This is a genomic window from Massilia forsythiae, assembly GCF_012849555.1.
GTDB classification, from domain to species: Bacteria; Pseudomonadota; Gammaproteobacteria; order Burkholderiales; family Burkholderiaceae_D; genus Telluria; species Telluria forsythiae.
The window spans coordinates 3979071-4004061 of the sequence record NZ_CP051685.1 but is presented as its reverse complement, the minus strand read 5'-3'; the positions used below and the strand labels follow the sequence as shown (position 1 = coordinate 4004061).

The 24991-nt window shown below is 68.8% G+C and carries 6 protein-coding genes; 1 reads left to right on the top strand and 5 read right to left on the bottom strand.

Going from position 1 to position 24991, the window contains the following annotated elements; translation table 11 throughout:
• Positions 1–83: 83 nt before the first annotated feature.
• On the top strand, positions 84–497 hold the full coding sequence (locus tag HH212_RS17090; protein WP_170203557.1) for a DUF4902 domain-containing protein: 414 nt from the start codon (positions 84–86) through the stop codon (positions 495–497).
• A gap of 74 nt (positions 498–571) precedes the next feature.
• On the opposite strand, the gene HH212_RS17085 is transcribed toward HH212_RS17090, so the two are convergent.
• From HH212_RS17085 to HH212_RS17065, 5 genes are read right to left on the bottom strand one after another with little or no spacing between them, the layout of a single operon-like run.
• Positions 572–1552: a TauD/TfdA family dioxygenase gene (locus HH212_RS17085; protein ID WP_170203556.1), complete on the bottom strand. Its 981-nt coding sequence runs from the start codon at positions 1550–1552 to the stop codon at positions 572–574.
• A 34-nt stretch (positions 1553–1586) separates the two neighbouring features.
• The gene (locus tag HH212_RS17080) at positions 1587–3188 is read right to left on the bottom strand and encodes an MBL fold metallo-hydrolase (RefSeq protein WP_170203555.1); all 1602 of its coding nucleotides are present in this window, start codon (positions 3186–3188) and stop codon (positions 1587–1589) included.
• An 18-nt stretch (positions 3189–3206) separates the two neighbouring features.
• Positions 3207–7382: a non-ribosomal peptide synthetase gene (locus tag HH212_RS17075; RefSeq protein WP_170203554.1), complete on the bottom strand. Its 4176-nt coding sequence runs from the start codon at positions 7380–7382 to the stop codon at positions 3207–3209.
• Positions 7376–17107 carry a non-ribosomal peptide synthetase gene (locus tag HH212_RS17070; RefSeq protein ID WP_170203553.1) on the bottom strand — a complete coding sequence of 3244 codons (9732 nt, stop codon included), beginning with the start codon at positions 17105–17107 and terminating at the stop codon, positions 7376–7378. The genes HH212_RS17075 and HH212_RS17070 overlap by 7 nt, the downstream gene beginning before the upstream one ends.
• On the bottom strand, positions 17104–24990 hold the full coding sequence (locus HH212_RS17065) for a non-ribosomal peptide synthetase (RefSeq protein WP_170203551.1): 7887 nt from the start codon (positions 24988–24990) through the stop codon (positions 17104–17106). The genes HH212_RS17070 and HH212_RS17065 overlap by 4 nt, the downstream gene beginning before the upstream one ends.
• Between the last annotated feature and the right edge of the window lies 1 nt (position 24991).

The following is a 24991-nucleotide window of genomic DNA, read 5'->3' as shown; positions in this document are numbered from 1 at the left end:
CAACTAAGCATCAAAGATTGCGCTATGCTATCTAGCGCGCCTCACTTACTTACATGCAACGCTGCGCTATGACGTACTGCAAGATGAACACGCTACCCATGTTTCTCACGTCCGTTGACGGTTATATCCGTCTCACCCAAGCACAACTCGTCCGTATTGAACTCGTTCACCTGTTCTCTGGCTTTGACGACCCCGACAGCGCAACCGACGACATCGTTACCGGCTACACTGAATGGGTGAGCGTCATGAACAGCAAAGGCTCGGCCATTTCGGTAGGTTGGGACTGGCAACTCCGGCGGCTTGGAGGCGTCCCTAACCTTGCTAGAATTTCTAATCCTAGAAGCAACTTGATGCTGCAAGATAGCAGCATAATTGACCTTGGTCAATTTAAAACCGAGATTATTCTAGCAAGTTTTGTTGACGCCTTAGACTGGAAAGACAATACACTTTTGCACGTCATGCTAGGCTGCACCGCCCCGGTGCATCAGCCGCACTGAACTGTCTCGCTCGGGCCACCCCACGTCGGTTTTTCCCTGTACTGGTGCCGCCGCCGGCAGCACCAGGCCCTTGTTCACGCGTCGCGGTGGCAGTGCGGGCGCGCCATGCCGACCAGCACCTTTCGTTCACCCATGTAGGGGTCGCGGCCATGGGTGTACAGCATATTATCCAATAACAACAGATCACCTCGTTCCCAGGTAAAGCGCACCTTGGTTTGCTCGTAGGCGTCGCGGATCAACGCCAGCGTTTCGGGCTCGATCGGGCTGCCGTCACCATAATAGGTATTGCGCGGCAGACGGTTCTCTCCCAGCACCGACACCAGACTGTGGCGCACAGCCTCGTCCAGGCTGCTCACGTGGAACAGGTGGGCCTGGTTGAACCACACCGGCACCTTCGAGACCGGGTGCAACGCCGTGGCCGGATTGACCTGGACCGTACGCAAGCAGTTGTCCTCGAGCCATTCGTAACCGATACCGTTGGCGTCGCAGAAACGCTCGACCTCGCCGCGGTCGCTCGTCTGGAATACTTCTGACCACGCCAGGTCCAGATCCGAATAGTTACGCACATACATCACGCCGTCGCGCTCGAAGCGCTCGCGCACCGCCGCCGGAATCAGCTGGTAGACACGGCGGCTATCCGCGATCGGAGTAGCGCCCCCGACGGTCGCCGGCTGCAGGCACAGGAAGCCGATACGCATCGCCCAACTGCGGGCATAGGCGTTCTCGTTGTGCTGAGGAATGGACTGGTCGGCATGGTACTCGGTGGCCGTGTAAATATTTCCGCGCAGTTCGGTACGCGGGGTCGAGCGGTAACTGTACTCGATCAGCGCGTCGCCGAACAGGATGGTCAGGAGGTCGCCGAACTGCTTGCTGCTGTGGACCGGCAGGCCGCGCAGCAACAGCGCACCGTGCGCGGCCACCAATGCCTCGATGCCATCGCGCCGCGCCTGCGCCCACTCGATCAGGCGCATCCCGTCCAGTCCGGGCCGCAGCATCAGGGGCATGCCGCCGAGTTCTTCCAGTGCCGCTACGCTGATATCGTTCATCGCATTCATTCTGGTTCTCCGTTGGATTGTTTGCAGGCCGGCGTCAAGCCAGGCACAAGGTTTGTTTTCCGCACAGGCGCTCGACGGGGATGCCCAGGTCTTCGCAATGGGCGACCATGCGCCCGGACTGGATGATCTGCTGCGAATCGTCGCCGTAGTCGACGCCCATGAAGTAGCTGTACCAGGACTCCATGCCGAGCGCGTACACGAGCACCTGGCGCGGACGGAAGGTGGAGACCATGCGCGCGGCCTTGTCGAAGTCCGAGCCGTTCAAGCGCCGGGATTCCTTCACGGCGCGGCTGACGGTGTCGGTGGTCAGGGCGCCGTACAGCCAGGTATAGGGCGCGCCCACGCATTCCATGCCGATCGCCAGCACGTCGAGGTCGCCCACCAGTCTCTGGATGTGCTGGTACATACGCGGCTCCAGGTTGGACGAATCGGCGCCGGCGTAGATTTTCTTGCCCTTCAGTTCGACCAGCCAGGCGGTCTTGCTGCGGATGTTGAGGTCTCCGTGCTCGCCCAGAAAAGGAATGCTGAGGATGCGCCCATCAGGCAACGGCGTCGTTTCCATGTCATCCAGTTCGCGCACCTGGAAGCCGAGCTGGCCCAGGATCAGCTTCAGCGACGGGTCGGCCAGGCTGCCGCCATTGTTCTTCGGCACCAGCACCTGGCCCACACGGTGGCGCAGCTGCAGCAGCGACTCGATGTTGACGTGGTCGGAGTGGTTATGGGTCAAGCACAGGTAGTCGATGTGTTCGGGCAGTTCTGTATAGCTGATCACCTGGTCGGCATTGCCGGCACTGCGGTTGGCGATCACGGGGTCGATCAGCACCGCGCAGCGGGCTGTCTCGATCAGGAAGCCGGCATGGCCGACGTAAGCCAGGCGCACCTCTTCGGCCGGGGCCTGGTAGGTGCGCGTCGGCGCCTCGACCGTGAACAGCTCGCGCCAGTCCAGGCCGCCTTCGGTGGGAACGCTCGTGAACATCGCCTCGGCTTCCTCGCGCGTGACCGGCTCGGTGCGGGCACGGAAGATGCGGTCCCACAGCGGGGCGTTGAACGGGGCGTGCAACTGCAGGTTGTCCGGCGCCGGCAGGCGCGGCGTGCTCAGCACGAAGGGGCGCGCTTCGGTGTCAGACAAGATCCCGAAGGACACCGACTGGATGGTCTCCTGATAGTACGGGCTCCGGTACAGCAGCCCTTCGATCAAGCGATAGGAGGGCTGATGGTACAAGTCCATGTGCAGCTCAACATACCCTTTCAGCAGTTCGGGCACCTGTTCGTACAACGGTTCGATCGACTCGCCGCTGGTATGGCTGCGCAGCAAGCTATCGAGTTGCTTGACCGCCTCGCACAGTTCGCGGCAAATACCATGCTCGTTCTCAAACTTGTCGATCAGCTTGCGCACGTCGGCCACCTGCTCGCGCGTGCAATTGACGAACTCGCCGCCGCCGGCCATGCCGGCGTCCTGGTTGGCGATGATGTGCAGCTCGTAATTGTTGACGAAGGAATTCATCAGGCGTTTGTGGGTCTTGGTCATGTACATCGCATAGGTGATGGGTGCCAGCAGGTTGGGCCAGGCATACCACTTGTTGACCAGTGGGTCGATGTAGACGTCTTCGCGCAGGTACAGTTTTTCTTGGGTCATGACGGGTTCCATATCGTTCTAGTGGGTTGCAAGGACCGTGGGCGTGGCGCGCAGCGCCAGGCCCGCCGCCATCGGGGCGAGCATTTGGTGCACGGCGGCCGGTTCCATGAAGTTATCGTGGGTAGCGCTCACGGTACGGAAGTCGACGTCGTTCTCGAACACCCGGCTCCAACCGCTGCGGTTGTCGGCGTCGGCCTGGTTCCCGCTGCTGACGAACGACGCCACGGCGCCGGCGATGCGCAGTCCCGACGGATCGGTGCAGCCGGCGCGCAGCAGGTTGACCCCGAACTTGAGCGTCACGACGACCTCGTCACGCGCATAGCTGCGCTTTTTCAGCACCAGCCCGGCAAAGTGTTCGAGCTGGTCGGCATAGCCGGCCTGGCGCCACTCCTGCGGCACTTCGGCGGCGGAGTTGATGACGTTCAGGCTGTAGCAGAAGCGGCACAGGCGCGTATAGTCGTCCTCGTCGTCGGTGCGGTCGGGATCGACGATGTTGGCGTCGAACAGCGCCACGTAGTTCACCTCATGTCCGCGCTCGATCAGGATGCGCGCCACCTGGGCAGCCAGCTTGCCGCCGCCCGAGTAGCCGGCCAGCGAATGCACCTGGAGCGCGCTGTGCGCCATGATTGCGTCCGCATAGAAGCGCGCCAGTTCGGACAGCTCGCTGAACGGAAAGTCGAGCCCGAACATGAACGGCGCCTGCAGCCCGAACACGGGGCAGGTCGCTTCCAGCCCGCGCGCCAGCACGCGGTAGCCCTCTACCCCGCCGCCGAACGGATGCAGGATGTACAACGGCTGCCCGGTCTTCGCTTCGTTCAGGCGCACGACTGCCTTGAGCGCCGCGGCGCTGGTATGGCGCGTGGCGTCGTCGAGCAACGCAGCCAAGCCGCGTACCGTGGGCTGCTCCATGAGTTCCTTCAACGAGAACTCGAATCCGGCCTCCTGCAGGCGGTAGCGCAGTTCGATCAGGGTGATCGAGTTGCCTCCGGCCTCGAAGAACGGGGTGTCGATGCCGATTTCCGGCATGCCGAGCAGGACGCACCAGACCACGGCGATGCGCGCCGCGGCCCCGCAAGGCGCGGCGCCCGTGTCCGTGGCATCCTCCGGCGCCGCAGCGGCCAGCGGAAGGGCCAGCAGCCGACGGCGGTCGACCTTGCCGCTGGTGGTGAGCGGCAGCGTGGCCACGGACACGAAGACCGAGGGCACCATGTATTCGGGCATGGTCTGGCGCAACGCGGCACGCAGCGCACCCGCCAGGTCCTGGTGCCGGCTGCCGCCGGCGACGTAAGCCGCCAGGCGCTTGTCCTTGCCCTCGCCGTGCAGCAGCACGCAGGCTTCGGTCACGATGCCGGAGCGGACCAGGTGGGCTTCGATTTCCTCGACTTCGATGCGGAAGCCGCGCAACTTCACCTGGCCGTCGCGGCGCCCGAGGAACTCCAGGCTGCCGTCGGCGCGGAACCTGGCCTGGTCCCCCGTGCGGTAGCGGCGCCTGGCGCCGCTGCCGGCAAACATCGCTGCGTTCAGGTCCGGGCGCCCCAGGTAGCCGCGCGCCAGTCCGGCGCCGCCGACATACAGCTCGCCCGCCACCCCCACGGGCGCCGGGACGCCGCAAGGATCCAGCACGTCGATGGTGGTGCCGGCGATCGGGCTGCCGATCGGCAGCGCGCGGGTGTCCGGCCAGTCGCGCGGCACCGGGAAGAAAGTGGTCACCGAGGTGTTTTCCGTCGGACCGTACAACGCCACCATCTGCACCCCGCCCATTGCCGCATACAGGCGCGCCGCCGCCCCCGGCGGGACCACGTCGCCGCCCGTCATCACCCAGCGCAGCGTGCCCGCCCCGGGCAGGTGCGAACTCCACAGGTCAAACATGCCCGAGGTCAGGAACATGGTGGTCACGCCGTGCCGTGTCATCAGCTCGTTGATGCCTTCGACGTCGAGCACCATATGCGGATAGACGACGACCTTGCCGCCGTGCAGCAGCGGTCCCCACACTTCGAAGGTGGCGGCATCGAACGACACCGACGACAGGTGCAGCATCACCGTCTCACTGTTGTACGGTACGTAGTCGCTCGGCAGCGCCAGGCGCGCCACGCCGCGGTGCTCGACCATCACGCCTTTCGGCATGCCGGTCGAGCCGGACGTGTAGATGACGTAGGCGAGGCTGCCGGCGCCGGCACACGACACAGGGTTGTCCTGCGGCTGGCCGGCCAGCAGGTCCGCATCGTCCAGGCACAACACGGTTTCCCTGTGCGCGGGCAGCGCATGGCGCAGTGCGGCGCTGGTCAGCACGATGCCGAGTGCGCTGTCTTGCAGCATGAACTCGAGGCGCTCGCGCGGATAGGCCGGGTCGAGCGGGACGTAGGCGCCGCCCGCCTTGAGGATGCCCAGCATGGCGGCGATCATCATGTTGGAACGGCGCAGGCACAGGCCGACCAGCGTGCCCTCTACCACGCCTTGCGCGCGCAGGCGGTGCGCGATGCGGTTGGCCTGCCGGTTCAGTTCCAGGTAGGTCATCGCTTCTTCGCCGCAGACGGCGGCCACCGCATCGGGCGTGCGCGCGGCCTGGGCCTCGAACAGCTCGTGGATGCAGGCATCCTGCGGATACGGCACCGGGCTGGAACGCCATGCGGCCAGCTTCCGGCGGTCGCTCTCGGTCAGCAGCGCCAGCGTGCCCAGCGGCGCTTGCGGGGCGCCGACGATCGCATCGAGCAGCACGCCGAAGCTGTCCGCCATGCGGGCGATGGTCTCGGCGTCGAACAGGCTGGCGGCGCCGTTCCACACCAAGCGCAGGGTGCCGCCGCTCTCGACCGCCGACAGTTCGAGGTCGAACTTGGTGATCACACGACCGTCGCCGATGCCGCCGATCTGCAAGTCAGCCAGGCGCAAGGAACCCTGCTCGGTGTTCTGCAGCGAGAACATGATCTGGAACAGCGGCGCATGGGCCTGGCTGCGTTCCGGCTTGAGCGCATCGACCAACTGCTCGAACGGCAGGTCCTGGTGCGCGTAGGCATCCAGGAGCATTGCCCGGCCCTCTTCCAGCAGCGCGCCGAAGCCGGCTTCCATGCGCAGGCGGCTGCGCAGCACCAGCGTATTGACGAACAGGCCCACCAGCCCGTCGACCTCGCGGTGGTTGCGGCCCGCGATGGGGCTGCCCATCACGATGTCGGTTTCGTTGCTCCAGCGCGCCAGCAAGAGCGCGAACGCACTTTGCAGCACCATGAACAGGGTCGCCTGGTGGGTACCGGCCAGCGCTTTCAGGCGCTCGAGCAGGGCGGCATCGATCACCTGGGTGTGCAGCCGGCCTTCGAACTGCTGGCGCGCGGGACGCGGATGGTCGAGCGGCAGGCTGTGCGCCTGGGGCAGGTCGGCCAGCTGGCGCTGCCAGTAAGCCAGCTGGCGCTCGAGCCGGTCCGGCTGCCAGCTGGTACGCTGCCAGTGCGCATAGTCCGCGTACTGCACCGAGATCTCGGGCAGCGGGCTGCGGCGGCCGGCGCTGAACGCCTCGTACAGGGTCCCGAATTCGTTCACGACCACGCCCATCGACCAGCCATCGGATGCAATGTGGTGCAGCGTCACGAGCAGCACGTGGCGTTGCGGACCCAGGAACAGCAGGTGGGCGCGCAGCATCAGGTCGTGCGCCAGGTCGAACGGACGCCCGGCTTCCGCGGCCGCGATCCGGCGCACCTCGGCGTCCTGCGCCGCGCCCGCCAGCGTACTCAGGTCGGTAATCGGCAGCGGCACCGGCAGCGCCGGTCCGACCCGCTGCTCGCCCTGGCCATTGACGCTGGCATAGGTGGTCCGCAGCACTTCATGGCGGCGCACGATCTCGTCGAGGGTCGCGCGCAGCGAATAGCGGTCCAGCCAGCCGTCCAGGGCCAGCGCGGTCGGCATGTTGTACTGCGTGCTGCCGCCGCCCAGCTGGTCGATGAACCAAAGGCGCTGCTGGGCGAACGACAGCGGCAGCGGTGCGGTGCGCGAGACCGGCACGATGTCGCCGTAGGGCCTGGCGTCGTTGCCGGTTGTGCTCTGCAGCAGCGCCAGCAGGGCATGGCGATTGTCGCGGATCTGGCGGCCGATTTCCTGGCTGATCACCCCCGGCGCCGATTTCGTCATCAGTTTGCCGTTCTCGACATAGATGTCGACGCCGCTCCGGTGCAAGGACAGCAAAAACTGCTTCAGTTCAGTGACTACCATTCGATTTCTTCCTTTTCATGAGATTCGCACTGGGATGCGCTTGCCGCCGCGGCCCTGGCCACGAGCAGCTCCACATGCAGCGCCAGCGCACGTACGGTGCGCAGATTGAAGACGTCCTTGATGGCCAGGCCGCAGCCGAATTCCTGGTTGACCTGGGCCAGCAGCCGGGTCGCCAGCAGCGAGTCGCCGCCGGCATCGAAGAAATCCGCGGTGGCACCGATTCGCTCGCGCTTGAGCAGGTGCGCCCACAGCGCGCACATGCGTGCCTCCATCTCGCCGGCAGGTGCGGCGAACTCCCCGGCGTCACCGGCGGCCGCCAGCGACAATGCCTTGCGGTCCAGCTTTCCGTTGGGGGTATGCGGCATGCGTTCGAGCAGGACGAACGCGGACGGCACCATGTAGTCCGGCAGCACGGCCGCAAGCTCGCGACGCAGGCGCTCGACGGTATCGGCGCCATGGCCACCCGGCGCCGGCACCACGCAGGCAACCAGGCGGCGCGTGCCCTCCGCGTCGGCCGCGATGACGGCGGCCTCGCCGACCAGGGTCGAGGCGCGCAGGCGGCTTTCGATCTCGCCCAGCTCGATGCGGTAGCCGCGGATCTTGACCTGGTCGTCCATCCGGCCGAGGAACTCGAGGCGGTCGCCGTCGAGCCGGCGCACCAGGTCGCCCGTGCGGTACAGGCGGAGGCCGGCCAGCGCGCCGGCGCCGGCACGGGTGAACTTCTCCGCGCTGAGCTCGGGACGGCCGCGGTAGCCGTCGGCCAGCGAGGGGCCGGTCAGCACCAGTTCACCGGCCACGCCGGCCCCCACCGGCACCAGCCCCGCGTCGACCACGCAATGGCCGTAGCCCGGCAGCAGGCCGGCCACCGCGACCGGCGCACCGTCGCCTACGACCGGCGCGATGTGCGACCAGATGGTCGCCTCGGTCGGCCCGTAGCAATTGAGCACGCCGCGGCCGCAACGCTGCACCAGCGCGCGCGCCAGGTCGGCCGGGAAGGCTTCGCCGCCGACCAGACCGAGCAGGCCGGGCGCACCGTCCCAGCCCGCTGCCAGCATCATCGCCCAGCTCGACGGCGTGGCCTGCAGCACGCTGATGCCCTGCCCTTCGATGGTGGCCGACAGCCAGGCGGCGTCGCGCGCCGCGTCCGGGCCGGCCAAGCAGACGCGCGCGCCGCGGGTCAGCGGTCCGAACAACTCGAAACCGGCGATGTCGAAGCTGATCGTGGTGATCGCCAGCCAGCGCGCATCGGCGTCGATGCCGGCACGGCCGCTGGCGCCGTCGATGAAGTTGGCCAGGGCGGCGCGGCTGACCATGACGCCTTTCGGCGTACCGGTGGAGCCGGAGGTGTAGATCAGGTAAGCCAGGCCAGTGCCGTCCGGCGCCGCGCGCCGGCGCGCCGGGGCCTGTTCTGCCGCGTCCATGTCCACCTCGAGCACGCGGACCGCGCCCTGCCCCGCCGCCGTCGCGGCATCGCACAGCACCAGCGCGGCGCCGCTGTCGGCCAGCATGAATTCGCGGCGCGCCTGCGGGTGGGCAGGGTCGAGCGGCAGGTAGGCGGCGCCGACCTTGAACACCGCCAGCAGGGCGGCCACCATGGCCGGGGTACGCTCCATGCACACCGCCACCACCGCGCCGGGCTGGACGCCGCAGGCGGCGATGCGGTCCGCCAGCCGTTCGGCCAGCGCATCGAGTTCGCCGTAGCCGAGCTCCTGCCGGCCCGACACCAGCGCCACCCGCCCAGGATTGCGGCGTGCCTGCGCCTCGAACATGGACAGCACGTCGGGCGCGGTGCGGGGCGCCGGCATGGCCAGCGCTGCCACCTGCGCCAGCTCTTGTTCGCCCAGCAGCGCCGCGCGGTCGACCATGCCGCCGGCATCGTTCGCCAGCGCGGCCAGGATGTTGCGATAGTAGCCGCCGATGCGATCGAGCGCCGCCGGCGGGAACAGCGCAGCGTCGGCCTTCACGCTCAAGGTGAACAGCGTGGCGCCGCCCACCGCTTTTGCGAACTCGGACGCGAAATGGTAGTTGTTCGCCTCGAAGCTGTTCTGGACGGAGGCGTCCAGCGGGGCGACCATGTTTTCGTAGACGTGGAAACTGGTGAAGTTGAACAGCGATCCGGACAGGTCGATGCGCGAATCGGACTGGATCTGCGCCAGCGGATAGTGACGGAAAGGCTGGGCCGCGGCGCCGGTTTCCTCCACCCGGCACACCAGTTCTCGCCAGCGCAGGCCATCCACGCGCAGGCGCAGCGGCAGCGAGTTGAGAAACAGCCCCAGGGTCAAGTCGGCACCGGCACGCTCGGGACGTCCGTTGGCGACCACGGAAGTGAGCACGTCGGCCTGTCCGGTCAGCATCGACAGCAGCACCAGGTGCGCCGCCTGCAGCACCGATTTCTCCTGCACGCCCAGGCTGCGCGCCACCTCCGCCAACCTGGCGGAGGTGGCGGCGCCGATCGGTACCGCGAGGGTCGCGGTGGCGCCGCGCGGACGTCCGCTCCACCACGCCGGCGGCGCGCCTTCCAGCAGCCGTGCCCAATAACCGCGTGCGCCATCGTCGGCCAGCGCCTGCTGCTCCTGCTGCACGTAATACCGGTACGGCAGTGCCTGACCCGGCTGCGGCGCGGCGCCGTCCGCAGCCAGCGCGGCGTAGCGGTTGAACAGCTCCGTGTTCAGGCTGGCGACGCTCCAGCCGTCCAGCATCGAATGATGGAAGCTGAAGATGAACTGGAACTGGCTGTCGTCGATGCGCACCAGGATGATCTTCCAGAGTGCCTGCTCGAAGCGGATCGAGCTGCGGCGCTCGCGTTCCACCAGCTCCGTGATGAAAGCCATCGCATGCGCTTCGCCGCCGGTACCGGCGTCCAGCACTTCGAGGTGCGCGTCACCATGCCGGTACACCAGTTGCAGCGGGCGTTCGCCATTGAGCGCATACACGGTGCGCAGCATGGGATGGGCCGCGACCATGCCGTCCAGTGCGGCATGGAAGGCGGGCAGCGCCAGCGGCGCGCGCACGCGCACGTTCAGCACGTCGTGATAGGTGCCGGCGTGCTCGTCGAGCTGGTGGTGCAGCACCATGCCCTGCTGCAGGCGGGTCAGCGGATACGCGTCTTCCAGCAGGTGGGCTGCGCGCAGCACCGCCAGTTCGGCGTTTTCCGCCGAGGTCAGCATCGCGAACGGCGCGAGCTCCTCCTGCGGCTGAGCCGCAGTGCCGTCGGCCGCGGCCAGCAGCGCCAGCGCACGCACGGTCTTGGCGGCGAACAGGTCGCGCACCGATACCTGGACGCCCGCCGACTTCATCGACGACACCAGGGCGATCGCCTTGATCGAATCGCCGCCGATGGCGAAGTAATTGTCCTCGGCGCCGACCTGCGCCAGGCCGAGTGCCGCCGCCCACAGCTTGCAGAGCAGGATTTCCAGCGCGCCGGCCGGCGCCACGTGGCTTGCCGCGATGCGGCTGCCGCGTTCGATCGCCGGCAACTGCTTGCGATCGAGCTTGCCGTTGGCGCTGAGCGGGAAACGCTCGAGCACCATGAAGTCGGCGGGGACCATGAACTCGGGCAGGCTGGCGCGCAGTCCCGCCTGCAGCGCGGCGCAGAATGTCGCCTCGTCCGCGGGGGCGATGCCGGCCTGGACGTAAGCCGCCAGGCGCATGTCGGCGCCCTTCCCCCAGGCCACCACGACGGCGTCGTGGACGCCGTCCAGCGCGCGCAGGCGCGACTCGATCTCGCCCAGCTCGATGCGCAGGCCGCGCAGCTTCACCTGGTGGTCGGCACGGCCCAGGTATTCCAGGTTGCCGTCCGGGAGGAAGCGCACGATATCGCCGGTCTTGTACAGGCGCGCTCCGCCAGGTCCGGCAATGAACCGCTCGGCGGTCAGGTCGGGCCGGTTCAGGTAGCCGCGCGCCAGGCCGACACCGCCGATGTGCAGCTCGCCGGCCACCCCGATCGGCGTGTCGCACAGCTTCGGGTTCAGCACCGACAGCACCGTGTTCCGGATCGGCCGGCCGATCGGCACCACCCGGTTGGGGTAGTTCGCGCGGGCGGTGTAGTGCGACACGTCGATCGATGCTTCGGTCGGACCGTACAGGTTGTGCAGCGCCGCGCCGTGGCATGCCTGGAACTGGCGCTGCAGCGCAAACGGAAGCGCCTCGCCGCTGCAGAACACCTGGCGCACCGTGGCGCAGCCGCCCCAGCGTCCACTGTCGAGCATCGCGCCCAGCATCGACGGCACGAAGTGCAGCACCGTGACCTCTTCGCGTTCGATCAGGTCCGCCAGGTAAGCCGGATCCTTGTGTCCTTCCGGCTTGGCCATCACCAGGCTGGCGCCGGCGATGAACGGCCAGGTCAGTTCCCATACCGAGACATCGAAACTGAACGGGGTCTTCTGCAGTACCCGGTCGGACGCCTCGATGCGGTAGGCGTCCTGCATCCACACGATCCGGTTGACCAGGCCGCCGTGTTCGGACATCACGCCTTTCGGCTGGCCGGTCGAGCCCGAGGTGTAGATCACGTAGGCCAGATTCGATGGCGTCAGGCCGATCGCCGCGGCGTCGATGTCGCTGTCCGGCTGACCCGCGAACTGCGCCGGGTCGTCCAGGCACAGGACCGGCCCGGCCGCCACCGGCACCACGCCCAGCAGGTGCGACTGGGTCAGGACCACGCGCGGGGCGCAATCGCGCAGCATGTAGTCGAGGCGCGCGCGCGGGTAGGCCGGGTCCAGCGGCACATAGGCCCCGCCGGCCTTGAGTATGCCGAACACGCCGGCCACCATTTCGATCGAGCGCTCGACGCACAGGCCGACCATCGTATCCGGCCCGACGCCTTCGGCGCGCAGGCGATGCGCGATGCGGTTGGCCGCGGCATTCAGTTCGCGGTAGCTCAGGCGCGTGTCGCCGCACACCAAAGCGGTCGCGTCCGGACTACATTCCGCCTTCGCTTCGAACAGCTGGTGGATGCAGGCCCGATCCGGGTACGGCTGCGCGGTCGCATTCCATGCGGCCAGCTGGCGGGCGTCGGCCGCGCCGACGATCTCCAGCTCGCCCACGGCGCGCGACGGCGCCGCCACGATGGCTTCCAGCAGCGCCGCGAAGCTGTCGGCCATGCGCGCGATGGTGGACTGATCGAACAGGCTGGCCGCATGGTTCCACACCAGCGCGATGCCGTCGGCGTTTTCGGCGGCAGACAGTTCGAGGTCGAACTTGGCCACCACGTGGCTGCCAGCCATGCCGGTGACCTGCAGGCCTGGCAGGTGCAGCTCGGCCGCTTTGTTGTTCTGCATCGAGAACATCACCTGGAACAGCGGCGCGTGCGCAAGGCTGCGCTCCGGCTTGAGCGCGTCGACCAGCTTCTCGAACGGCAGGTCCTGGTGTGCGTAGGCTTCCAGCAGGGCTTCCCGCGACCGCGCCAGCAGCACGTCGAAGCCGGCATCGAGGTCGACCTGGCTGCGCAGCACCAGGGTATTGACGAACAAGCCGACCACCCCTTCCAGGTCGTGATGGGGACGGCCCGCGACCGGGCTGCCGATCACGACATCGGTTTCGTTGCTCCAGCGCGCCAGCAGCAGCGCGAATGCGCTTTGCAGCACCATGAACAGCGTGGCGTCATGCGCTTGTGCGAGCGCCGCCAGGCGCCCATGCAGGGCGGATCCGATCGACTGCGCATGCAGGCGTCCTTCGAAGCGCTGTTCGGGCGGACGCGTACGGTCGAGCGGCAGGCTGTGCACCTGCGGCAGGCCCTGCAGGCGCGCCTGCCAGTAATCGAGTTGGCGCGCCATCGTGCCGCCGTCGAGGCGGTCGCGATGCCATTGGGCATAGTCGGCGTACTGGAGCGGCAGCGCGGTGAGCGGCATTGGCCGGCCGGCGCCGAAAGCCGCGTACAGGGCGCCGAACTCGCGCACGATGATGTCCATCGACCATCCGTCCGCCGCGATGTGGTGCAGGGTCACCAGCAACACGTGCTGCTCAGGCGCCAGCCGCACCAGGCGCGCACGCAGCATGAGGTCGCGCTGCAGGTCGAACGGCCGCGCGGCGTCGTCGGCGCCGAGCCGGCGCACGGCCGCCAGCCGCTCGTCGTTCCCAAGTCCGGACAGGTCGTCGGTCGCCAGCTCCAGCGGACGCGGCGGCGCCACCAGCTGGCAGGCGTCGTCGATGGCGTAGGTGGTGCGCAGCACTTCGTGGCGGGCCACGAGGGCGTCGAGCGCGGACTGCAGTGCCGCCCGGTCGAGCCGGCCGTCGAGGCGCAGCGCCACCGGGATATGGTACTGGCTGCTGCCGCCTTCGAGCTGGTCGATGAACCACAGGCGGCGCTGGGCGAACGACGGCGCCAGCGCCCCAGCGCGGTCGGCCAGCGGAATCGGTGCCTGGTCTCCCTCCACCGCGCCGGCACCACTGTCGATCAGTGCGGCGATGGCGGCGAGGGTCTTGTGCTCGAACACGGCACGCACCTGCAGCGTGACGCCCAGCTGGCGTCCGACCGCGCTGAGCATGCGCATCGCCAGCAGCGAGTGGCCGCCGATCTCGAAGAAGTTGGCGTCGGCGGCCACCCGGCCGAGGCCGAGCAGGCCCGCCCATATTTCCGCCAGCGCGATTTCGGTCGGCGTGGACGGCGCCGGCGCGTCATCGCGGGCCGCGCATCCGGGCTCCGGCAGCGCGCGCTTGTCCACTTTCCCGTTGGGGAGCAGCGGCAGGCAATCGAGCACCACGTAGGCCGAGGGCAGCATGTAGTCGGCCAGCTGGTCTTTCAGGAAGGCGCGCAGCGTGGCGGTCAGCGCGCCGCTGTCCGCCGCGGCCCCGGCGGCCGGCACCACGTAGGCGGCCAGGTAGCGCGCGGCGCCGCTGCCCCTGACCTGCACGACTGCATCGCGCAGCGCCGGATGGCGTATCAGGCACGCGCCGATCTCGCCCAGCTCCACGCGGAAACCGCGCACCTTGACCTGGTCGTCGGCGCGGCCGGCGAACAGCAGTTCGCCGCGCGCGTTCCAGCGCACCATGTCGCCGGTACGGTAGCGGCGCCCGCCCTCGTGCACGGCGAAGCGTTCGGCGCTGAGGGCATCCTGTCCCAGGTAGCCGCGCGCCAGCGCCGGACCCTCGATGTGCAGCTCGCCTGCGACACCGGGCGGCACCAGCGCGCCGGTCGCGTCGCGCACCGAGAAGACACGGCCGGGCAGCGCGGCGCCGAGCGGCACCGCGGCCGGGTCGCAGCCCTCCGTGACCTCGCCCAGACTGGCCGAAATCGTCGCTTCGGTCGGCCCATACGCGTTCACCAGGCGGCAGTGCTCGAACAGCCCGAGTTCTCGCCAGCGCACCAGCAGCGCGCCGGGGAAGGCTTCGCCGCCGGCGACCAGCAGGCGCAAGCTCGTTTCCCGCCACGCTCCGGCATCCGCCGCGTCGTCGGCGGCCAGCTCGTTGAGGTAGGCCGGCGGCAGGTCGGCGGCGGTGATGCCATGGCTGCGGCAGAACGCCAGGAACTGCTGAGGCAGCAGGAGTTCCCGGCCGCGCAGGCGCACGCCGGCACCCGCCTGCCAGGCGCACAGCGGCAGCTCCAGCGCCGCGTCGACGCTGGGCGTGGAAAACATCAGGATACGGTCGCTGGCGCGCAGGCCATGGAAGTGCTGGGCGGCGACGGCGTGGCCGGCGATGCTGCCATGCTCCACCATGACGCCTTTCGGGCGGCCGGTGGAGCCGGAGGTATAGATGACATAGGCCAGGTGCGACGGCGCCAGGCCGATCGCCTCCGGCGCCAGGTCGGCGCACGGCTGCCCGTGGATCGAAGCGTCTTCCAGGCACAGCACCTCGGCCGTGCTGTCGGGAAGCACGCCGCGCAGGTGCGCCTGGGTCAGTATCACGCGCGGCGCACAATCTTCCAGCATGAATGCCAGGCGCGCACGCGGGCAGGACGGGTCGAGCGGCACGAAGGCGCCGCCCGCCTTCAGGATGCCGAGCAGGCCGGCAAGCAGCGGCGTCGAGCGTTCGGCGTACAGGCCGACCAGCACGTCCGGTCCGACGCCGAGCTCGCGCAGGCGGTGCGCGATGCGGTTGGCCTGTTCGTTCAAGGCACGGTAGCTCAGGCTATCGGCGCCGCACGCGAGGGCGACGGCGTCCGGCGTGCGCGCGGCCTGCGCCTCGAACAGAGTATGCACGCACGCCTTGTCCTGGTACGGGACGCCATGCCCGCTCCAGGCAGCCAGCCGGGCGCGGTCGGCGGCGGCCAGCATCGGCAGCGTGCCGACCGGTGCCGCCGGCGCATCCGTGATCGCCTGCAGCAGCACGGAAAAGCTGTCGGCCATGCGCGCGATCGTGGCGTCGTCGAACAGGCTGTCGGCGTAGTTCCAGCTGAGGACAAGGCCCGACACCGTCTCGGCGGCGGACAATTCGAGGTCGAACTTCGTCACCACCGGGCCGCCGCCCAGCCCGGCGACCTGCAGGCCGGGCAGCTCCAGTGCCGCGGCTTCGTTGTTCTGCATCGAGAACATGACTTGGAACAGCGGTGCGTGCGCCAGGCTGCGCTCGGGGCGCAGCGCGTCGACCAGCTTCTCGAACGGCATGTCCTGGTGCGCGTAGGCGTCCAGCAGCGTCGCCTTGCCCTCGCCGAGCAGGTCCACGAAGCCGGCGTCCAGGTCCAGCCCCGTGCGCAGCACCAGCGTGTTGACGAACAGGCCGACCAGGCCTTCCAGCTCCTTGTGGCTGCGGCCGGCGATCGGGCTGCCGATGACGATATCGGTCTCGTTGCTCCAGCGCCCGAGCAGCAGCGCGAACGCGCTGTGCAAGACCATGAACAGGGTGGCCTGGTGCGCACTGCCGAGTGCCTTCAGGCGCGCCGCCAGCGGGGCGCCGATCGTCTGCAGGTGCAGGCGCCCTTCGTGGCGCTGCCGGGCGGGCCGTGGCTTGTCGAGCGGCAGGCTGTGCACCTGCGGCAGGCCGTCCAGGCGCGCCCGCCAATAGTCGAGCTGGCGCGCCAGCCGGGCACCGGTTTCCTGCGCGCGCTGCCAATGGGCGAAATCGGCGTACTGCAGCGGCAGCGGCGCCAGGGGGCTGGCCCGGCCGGCGCTGAAGGCCTGGTACAGGGCGCAAAACTCGCGCACGATCACGCCCATCGACCAGCCGTCGGCGGCGATGTGGTGCAGGGTGACCAGCAGCACGTGGCGCCCGGCCCCCAGGCGCAGCAGCCAGGCGCGCAGCACCGCGCCGGCGGCCAGGTCGAACGGTTCGGCCGCGGCGGCCGCGGCCAGCGCGCGCACGCGCTCGTCCTGGGCGCCGCCTTCGAGGTCCGCCAGGTCGTGCAGGACCAGGGCCACCGGCTTCGCAGCGGCGATTTCCTGCACGCCTTCGCCGTCGACGCTGCGGTAGACGCTGCGCAGCACTTCGTGGCGCCGCACGATCTCGTCGAGGGCGCGCTGCAGCGCATCCTGGTCGAGGCGGCCCGTCAGCGACAGCGCTGAAGGAATGTTGTACTGCCCGCCGGCCTCCATCTGTTCGATGAACCACAGGCGCTGCTGCCCATACGAAAGCGGGAAGCATGCCTGCGCAGGGCGCGGCTGGACCTGGATGGCGCCCGCGACGGCGCGGCTTTCCTTCAGCAGGCGCACCAGTTCCGGCTTGAGGGCGATGGTCCGCTGCCGGAAGGCCGCGTCCATGGCGCCAGCCGCGGCCTTGTAGGCGAGCTGTTCGCCATCCAGGTAGAAGTGCACGCCGCGGCGCGCCGCTTCGCCCATCAGTTCGACGACATTCATAAGATTCCTTCCTCGTATTCAGGCGTGCCGGAGACCGCATCGGCGCTGGTCGCGCGCAATGCGTCGACCAGCGCGGCGGTGGCCGCGATAGTGGGTGAAGCGAACAGGGTCTTGACCGAGAGTTCGACCGCGAAAGCCGAACGCAGCTCGTACACCAGCCGCGAGATCTGCAGGGAGTTGCCACCGATATGGAAGAAGTTGTCGTGCACGCCGATCGGGCCGTGGCCGAGCACCGACTGCCAGATCGCCTGCACCGCCTGCTCGGTGGCGCCGCGTGCGGCGACGAAGCCGCGCGCGGCGAATGCCGGCTCCGGCAGCTTCGCCTTGTCCACCTTGCCGTTGGCGGTGAGCGGGAAGTGCTCCAGCACCATGAACTGGGCCGGCACCATGAACGCCGGCAGGACCAGTCCGAGCGATTCCTTCAGCTCGGCCACGAGCTCGCCCTCGGCATCCGGCCCCGCCGGCGCCGCGAGCGGCACCACGTAGGCCAGCAGATACTTGTCGTTGCCGCTGCCCTTGACCTGTACCACCGCCTCGCGCACCGCATCCAGTTCGAGCAGCCTGGCTTCGATTTCGCCGCGTTCGATGCGGAAACCGCGGATCTTCACCTGCTCGTCGGCGCGGCCCAGGAACTCGAGCTGGCCATCCGCCAGGCGGCGCACCGTGTCGCCGGTACGATACAGGCGCTTGCCGGCCAGGGCGCCGGTCCCGTGCACGAAGCGCTCGGCGGTCAGGTCGTCGCGGTTGAGGTAGGCCCGTGCCAGCCCGGCACCGCCGATGTACAGCTCGCCCGCCACCAGCGGCGGGACCTGGCGCATCCGGCTGTCCAGCACGTGCAGCTCGACGTTGGCGACCGGACGGCCGATCGTGATGGCGCTGGACGGGGTCAGGCATGCGGCACTGCTGGCGATGGTGGCTTCGGTCGGGCCATAGATGTTGAAGAAGCGGCAGCGCGCCGCCCAGAACTCGACCGTCGTCTTCGGGCACACGTCGCCGCCGACGATGATGGTCTTCAGCGAGGGCACGTGCTCGCGGCGCTGCGCTTCCAGGACCGAGGTCGCGAACGCGGCGTGGGTGATCTGGTGGCGCTGCATCGCCTCCACCAGGTCGGTGTCGGGTGCCGCCAGGTAGGTAGTGGCGCCCGAGCACAGCGCCATGAACAGGTGCGCGGTACCGGCGTCGAAACTCATGGACGCGCAATGCAGTGCACGCGACTGGGGTTCGATTTCGAATAGCGGAATGTCGTGGTGGATCAGGTTGACCAGTCCCGCATGCTCGATCATGACGCCCTTGGGCAGCCCGGTCGAGCCGGAGGTGTAGATCACATAGGCCAGGTTGCGCGGCGACAGGCCCAGCGCGGCCGGTACCAGGTTGTCGCCGGCCAGCTCCGGCGCGCAGGAGGCGGTGCCGATGTCGATGCAGTCGACGTCCGCCGGCAAGCGAGCGCCGAAGTCCTGGCCAACCGTCAGCACGATGCCGATCGCGCTGTCGCGGAGGATGTGGTCGAGTCGCGCCTGCGGGTAGTTCGGATCCAGCGGCACATAGGCGGCGCCCGCCTTCAGGATGCCGAGGATGCCGGCGACCATCTCGAGCGAGCGCGTGACGCACACGCCGACCAGCGTGTCGGGACGCACGCCCTGCGCCACCAGGCGGCGCGCGACCCGGTTGGCGCGCTGGTTGAGCTCCCCGTAACTGAGGCTGCTGCCTTCGAATACCAGCGCGGTATGCTGCGGACGCACGCAGGCCTGGGTCTCGAACATCTCGTGCAGGCATTGGTCGACCGGGTAGTCGCGCGCCGACTGGTTCCACGCCAGCAGCTGCTGCGTCTCCTCGGGCAACAGCAGCGACAGCGCGCCGATCGCACCCACCTGCGGCAGTTGCTGCAGCACGTGCTCCATATGGCGCAGCAAGCGCGCGATCATGGCCGGCTCGAAGTCGCGGCGCGGGTAACGGCACTTGATGACCAGCGTGTCGCGCAGGCTCGCGCTCAGAGACAGCTTATAGCCGGTTTCCTCGAACGACGCGTATTCCTCGATGTGGAACGGCGGACGCTCGCCATCGGCGGCCGCCGCCGCATCCAGCGGATAATTCTCGAAGACGAACATGCTGTCGAACAGCGCGCTGCCGCCGGCGATCCGGCTGCATTGTGCGATCTCCGTCAGCGGCAGATGGCCGTGGCCGGTGCTCGACTGGAACGCAGTGTGCATCGATTCGAGCATCGCGCCGACCTCCATGTCGGTGTCGAACGACACCCGCACCGGGACCGTGTTGATGAACAGGCCGACCATCTCCTCGACGCCCTCCACTTCGGGCGGACGGCCCGAGATGGTGGTGCCGAACAGGACATGCTGCTCGCCGCTGTAGCGGTGCAGCAGGTACCCCCAGGCCAGCTGCAGCACCGTGTTGACCGTGGTCTGGTGGCGCCGCGCGAACCGCTGCAGGGCGGCAGTGCCCACGACATCGATTTCGACGCGCTGCTCGTCCTGGCCGGCGGCGCCGGCCTGCGCACCGTGGGCGATGCCCAGCGGCGTAGGCGCCTCGACCGGTGCCAGGTACTCGCGCCAGAAAGCGCGCGCGGCATCGCGGTCTTGCGCCTGCAGCCAGCCGATGTAGTTTTCGTATGGGCGCGCCGGCCGCTGGATGCTCGCCTCCTGGCCGCGCAGCAGTTGCCGGTAGGCCTCGAGCACGTCGCGATAGACCAGCGGAGTGCACCAGCCGTCGAGCAGCATGTGATGGTGGCTCCACAGCATCCGGTAGCGGGTCTGCCCGAGACGCAGCAGGGCGATGCGCTGCAGCGGCGCGCACGCCGGGTCGAAGCCTCGTGCGCGGTCCTCGGCCACCAGTTGCCGGAAGCGCGCCGCCTGCTCGGCGGCCGGGTAGGCGCGCCAGTCCTCTTCCCGCCACGGCAGGGCGGCATCGGCGCATACCAGCTGGTGCAGCTGTTCGCCGTGCCCGACGAAAACGGTGCGGAAAATGTCGTGGCGCGCCACGATTGCGTTCCAGGCCGCGCGGAACAGCACCGGATCGAGCTCGCCGTCGAACACCGGGCAGCACTGCGACACGTAGGCGCCGCTGTCGAGCAGGCTGTGGAACAGCATTCCCTGCTGCATCGACGTGGCCGGATACAGCCTGCTGATGCGGTAGCGTTGCTGCCACGAATCAAGTTCGGCGGCGCTGGTGCGTGCCAGCGGGAAGTCGCTCGGGGTGAACAGATCCGGCGCCGCGTCCGCGCAGTGGGCGATCACCTCTTCGAGGGACGCTTCGACCAGGTGCGCCAGGCGCTCCATGTCGGCGCGATCGAATTCGAGGGCGCTGTAGTCGAGGGTGAACGCGAGCACGCCGCCGGCGACCTTGCCGTTCAGGCCGAGGGGGCAATGGCGCAGGCGACGCGGATCGATCGCCTCGCCGGTCGGCTCCGGCGCGGCGCGCAGCGCGCTCGCGGCATTCACGGTCTGATCGAACTGGCCCAGGTAGTTGAACACCAGCTGCGCCGGATTGTCGTGCTCCAGCCGGGCCAGGGCCGGTTCGCCGGCGACGTAGCGCAACACGCCGTAGCCGCAGCCCTTGTTCGGCACTGCGCGCAGCTGCTCCTTGACCTGGCGGATCACGGCGCCGGTGTCGCGGCTGGCGCAGGCCAGCGCCAGCGGATAGGTGGTGGTGAACCAGCCCACCGTCTGGCTGGTGTCCAGCGCCTCGAACAGGTCTTCGCGGCCGTGGCCCTCCAGCATCAGGCGCACGCCGCCGGCGCCGCGCCAGTCGTACAACGCGATCGACACCGCCGCCAGCAGCAGTTCGTTGACCTGGGTGCGGTAGCGCTGTCCGCAACGCTTGAGCAGCGTTTCGGTAGCAGCCGCGGAAAGAGCGATCGGTAGGCCGCGGGTGCTGGCACGCGGCGCGCCGCCGGCCAGCGGACGGTAGCCGGGCAGCGCCGGAACCGGCTGCGCCAGCTGATCGGTCCACCAGGCCAGCTCGGACGCCAATTGCGGCGCGTGCCGCGCCACCGCCTCGCCCCAGGCCTGGTAGGACGAGGTCTTGGGCCCTAGCGCGACGCTCTTGCCGGCACTGAGCTGGCGGTAGGCCCGCTCCAGGTCCGCCAGCAGGATACGCCACGACACGCCGTCGACCACCATGTGGTGAGCGACGATGAACAGGCGCGCCGCGCCGGCATCCCCGGAAGTGAGCAGCATGGCGCGCAGCAGCGGGCCCGCGGACGGGTCGAAGCCGCGCTGCAGTTCGGCGCAGCGTGCCGCGACATGGGCGGCGCGGTCGTCCGGCGGCAGCGCTTCGACGACGATGGCGGCATCGGCCAGGCCGGCCGACGGCGGCGCATACACGCCCTGCCATTCGCCGCCATCGTCCCGGGCCACGCGCAGGCGCAGCGCATCGTGGCGCTCGTACAGCGCCGCCATCATCGCCGCCAGCATGGCGCCATCCAGATCGGCCGGCGCCTCGAGCAGGACCGACTGGTTGAAATGGGCGATATGCTCCGACATCCCGAGGAACTGGCGCTGGATCGGCAGCAGGACCTGGCTGCCGCCGACGGCTTCCTGGCTGGCCTGCTCGCGCGCGGCACCGGCCTGGGTCGCCAGTTCGGCCACGCTCTGGTGCGCGAACAGCTGGCGCGTGGTGATGCCCAGGCCGGCCTGGTTGGCGCGCGATACGACCTGGATCGACAGGATCGAGTCGCCGCCCAGCGCAAAGAAATTATCGTGCACGCCGACGCGCTCGACCTTCAGCAGCAGCTGCCAGATCTCGCACAGCATCCGTTCGGTGGGGTTGCGCGGCGCCAGGTAGCTCGGTTGCTCCGGCGCGGCGATCGGCGGCAGCGCGCGTGTATCGACCTTGCCGTTGGGCGTCAGCGGCAAGGCCGGCAGCAGTGCAAAGCCGGACGGCACCATGTAGTCCGGCAGCGCGCGTTGCAGCCGCTGCAGAACGGCGGCGATAAAGGCCGCCTGGTCGGCGCCAGGCACCGCGGCCACGATGTAGGCCAGCAGGCGCTGGTTGTCCTCGTTGCCGCCGACGAGCACCAGGGCTTCGCGCACGTCGTCCAGTGCGAGCAGCGCCGCGCGGACTTCGCCCAGTTCGATGCGGTAGCCGCGCAGCTTGACCTGGTCGTCGGTACGGCCGACGAATTCGAGCTCGCCGCCGGGCAGGTAGCGCACCAGGTCGCCGGTACGGTACAGGCGCGCGCCGGGACGGAACGGATCGTCGATGAAGCGTTCCGCGCTCAGCTCGGGCCGGCCGCAGTAACCGCGTGCCACCGGATACCCGCCGATCAGCAGTTCGCCCGGCACGCCGCGCGGCAGCAGCTGGCCGCGCCGGTCGACCACGCGGTATTCGACATGCGGGAACGGCTGGCCGATGTTGCGGTTCTCCTGTGCGGAGTGCATCCGGTGAGCGCCGGAAGCAATCGCGGTCTCGGTCGGGCCGTAGGCGTTGAAGCAGCGCTTGGTCGCGATCCAAGGCGCCAGGGCGGCCGCGCTGGCGGTGGCGCCACCGACGACGATGGTATCGAGCGACGGGAACCCGGCGGCGTCGAGGCGCGCCAGCACCGGCGCGGGCAACTGCATGTGCGTGGCGTGCCAGGCGGCGGCCAGCCCGGCCAGCGCGCCGGCGTCGCGGCGTTCGTCCTCGGTGGCGATGCACAATGCGGCGCCGGCGGTCAAGGCCATCGCCCAGTCGGCGGCAGCCACGTCGAAGGTAAAGGACACGTACTGCAGCACCACGCTGGAAGCGTCGACACCGTACGCGGCGCGCTGCGAAAGGACGCTTTGCACGAAGGCGGCGTGCTCGATCATGACGCCCTTCGGCTTGCCGGTGGAACCCGAGGTGAAGATCACGTAGGCCAGCCCGTCCGGGGTGGTGGCCGGGCCATCCAGGTCGGCGCCGTCGAGCTTGGCGAGCAGCAGGCGGCGCCATTGGCTGTCCACCAGCACGGTCGCGACACCGTCGAGCGGCAGCTCGGACATCAATGCCTGCTGGGTGACCACGATGCGTACGCCCGCCTCGTCCAGCATGTGCGCCATGCGTGCCGGCGGGCACGCCGGGTCGAGCGGCATATAGGCGGCGCCGGCCTTCAGGATGCCGAGCAAGCCGATGATCATGTCGACCGAGCGCTCGGCGCACAGGCCGACGACGTCGTCGCGTCCCGCACCCTGCATGCGCAGGTGGCGCGCCAGCTTGTTGGCCTCGGCGTTCAGTTCCGCATAGGTCATCGTCTCGCCATCGCAGGCCAGCGCCACCGCGCCGGGCGATTGCGCGGCCTGGCGTTCGAACAGCTGGTGCATGCACAGGCCCTCGTCATCGCCGCGGCGCGCCTGCCGGCCGAGCTGCAGCGCGCGGTCGGCCGGGCTCAGCATCGTCAGGCGGCGGATGTCTTCGTTCGGGGTCTCGGCGATGCTTTCGAGCAGGACCGCGAAGCTGCCGGCGATGCGCTCGATGGTCGCGCGCTCGAACAGCTGGTCCGAGAACAGCCAGGACAACCCGAGCCCGGCGGCGCTTTCGCGCACGAACAGGCTGAGGTCGAACAGGGTCTTGTTCGAGTCGAACTCGACGTTCGACACCCGCAGGCCGGGCAGGTCGAGGATCGCTTCCGCATTGTTCTGCAAGGTCAGGCTGACCTGAAACAACGGCGAATACGCCAGGCTGCGTTCGCTCTGGACCGATTTCGCCAGCGTCTCGAACGGCATTTCCTGGTGCGCGAACACCTCGATGGCATTGGCCTTGACGCGCGCCAGCAGGTCGACGAACGACAGTTCACCCGCCAGGTCGGTCCGGTATACGACGGCGTTGGCGAAGAAACCGATCACCTGCTCCAGGTCGCGGTGGGTCCGTCCGGCCACCGGGCAGCCGATCACGATGTCGTCCTCGCCGCTCCAGCGCGACAGCAGCAGTGCGAAGGCGGCCTGCATCACCATGAAGAAGGTGGCGCCGTGTGCTTCGGCCAGCTGGTTGAGGCGGCGCTGCGCCGATGGAGAGATCGTCTGGACGACGCGCTGGCCGCTGAACTGCTGCTGGGCCGGGCGTGCGTGGTCGAGCGGCAGGCCGTGCAGCTTGGGCATGCCGTCCAGCCGCTCGTGCCAGAACTTCAGCTCGGAAGCCAGGGTCTCGCCTTCCAGCCGGCCGCGCTGCCAGGCCGCGTAATCGATATAGCGCGTCCCGAGGGCCTGCATCGGGTTGGGCCCACCCGCGCTGAAGGTGCCGTACAGGGTTGCGAAGTCGCGCGCCAGGATGCCCATCGACCAGCCGTCGGAAGCGATATGGTGCAGGGTAAACACCAGCACATGTTCGTCGTCCGCCAGCGTGAGCAGCAGCACGCGCAGCATCGGGGCGCTGGACAGGTCGAACGGCTGGACGGCCTGCTGGGCGGCCACGGCCGCGACTTCGGCCTCCTGCGCTTCGCGCGTCATGCCGCGCAGGTCGCGTTCCGGCAGGGCCAGCGGCGCGGCCGGATTGACGCACTGGATCGCCGCGCCGTCGCGTTCGTGGTAACTGGTGCGCAGCGCCGCATGGCGCTCGACCAGCGCGTCCAAGGCCAGCGCCAGCGCCGCGCGTTGCAGGTGTCCCGACAGGCGCAATGCCTGCGACAGGTTGTACTGGGCGCTGCCCTCCCCGATCTGGTTGGTCAGCCAGAGACGCTCCTGGTTGAACGACAGCGGCTGCTCGGTCTCGTTCGCGACCGGCGCAATGCTGTCGCTGGCGCATGCCGCCACACCGTCGTCCTGCGCGGCGAGAAAAGCGGTCAGCGCCTCCCTGCCGGCCCGGATACGTGCCGCAGTGTCGGCATCGATGCCTTCGCGCGAACGTGTCTTCAGTTTTCCCTGGTCGAGGAAGGGGAAGATTCCCCTGGCATTCAAGTATCCAATCAGTTGTGCGGCATCCATC

Coding starts and splice junctions, on each gene's coding strand:
- HH212_RS17075 (WP_170203554.1), bottom strand. CDS start 7,382: ATGGTAGTCACTGAACTGAAGCAGTTTTTGCTGTCCTTGCACCGGAGC.
- HH212_RS17080 (WP_170203555.1), bottom strand. CDS start 3,188: ATGACCCAAGAAAAACTGTACCTGCGCGAAGACGTCTACATCGACCCA.
- HH212_RS17065 (WP_170203551.1), bottom strand. CDS start 24,990: ATGGATGCCGCACAACTGATTGGATACTTGAATGCCAGGGGAATCTTC.
- HH212_RS17070 (WP_170203553.1), bottom strand. CDS start 17,107: ATGAATGTCGTCGAACTGATGGGCGAAGCGGCGCGCCGCGGCGTGCAC.
- HH212_RS17090 (WP_170203557.1), top strand. CDS start 84: ATGAACACGCTACCCATGTTTCTCACGTCCGTTGACGGTTATATCCGT.
- HH212_RS17085 (WP_170203556.1), bottom strand. CDS start 1,552: ATGAATGCGATGAACGATATCAGCGTAGCGGCACTGGAAGAACTCGGC.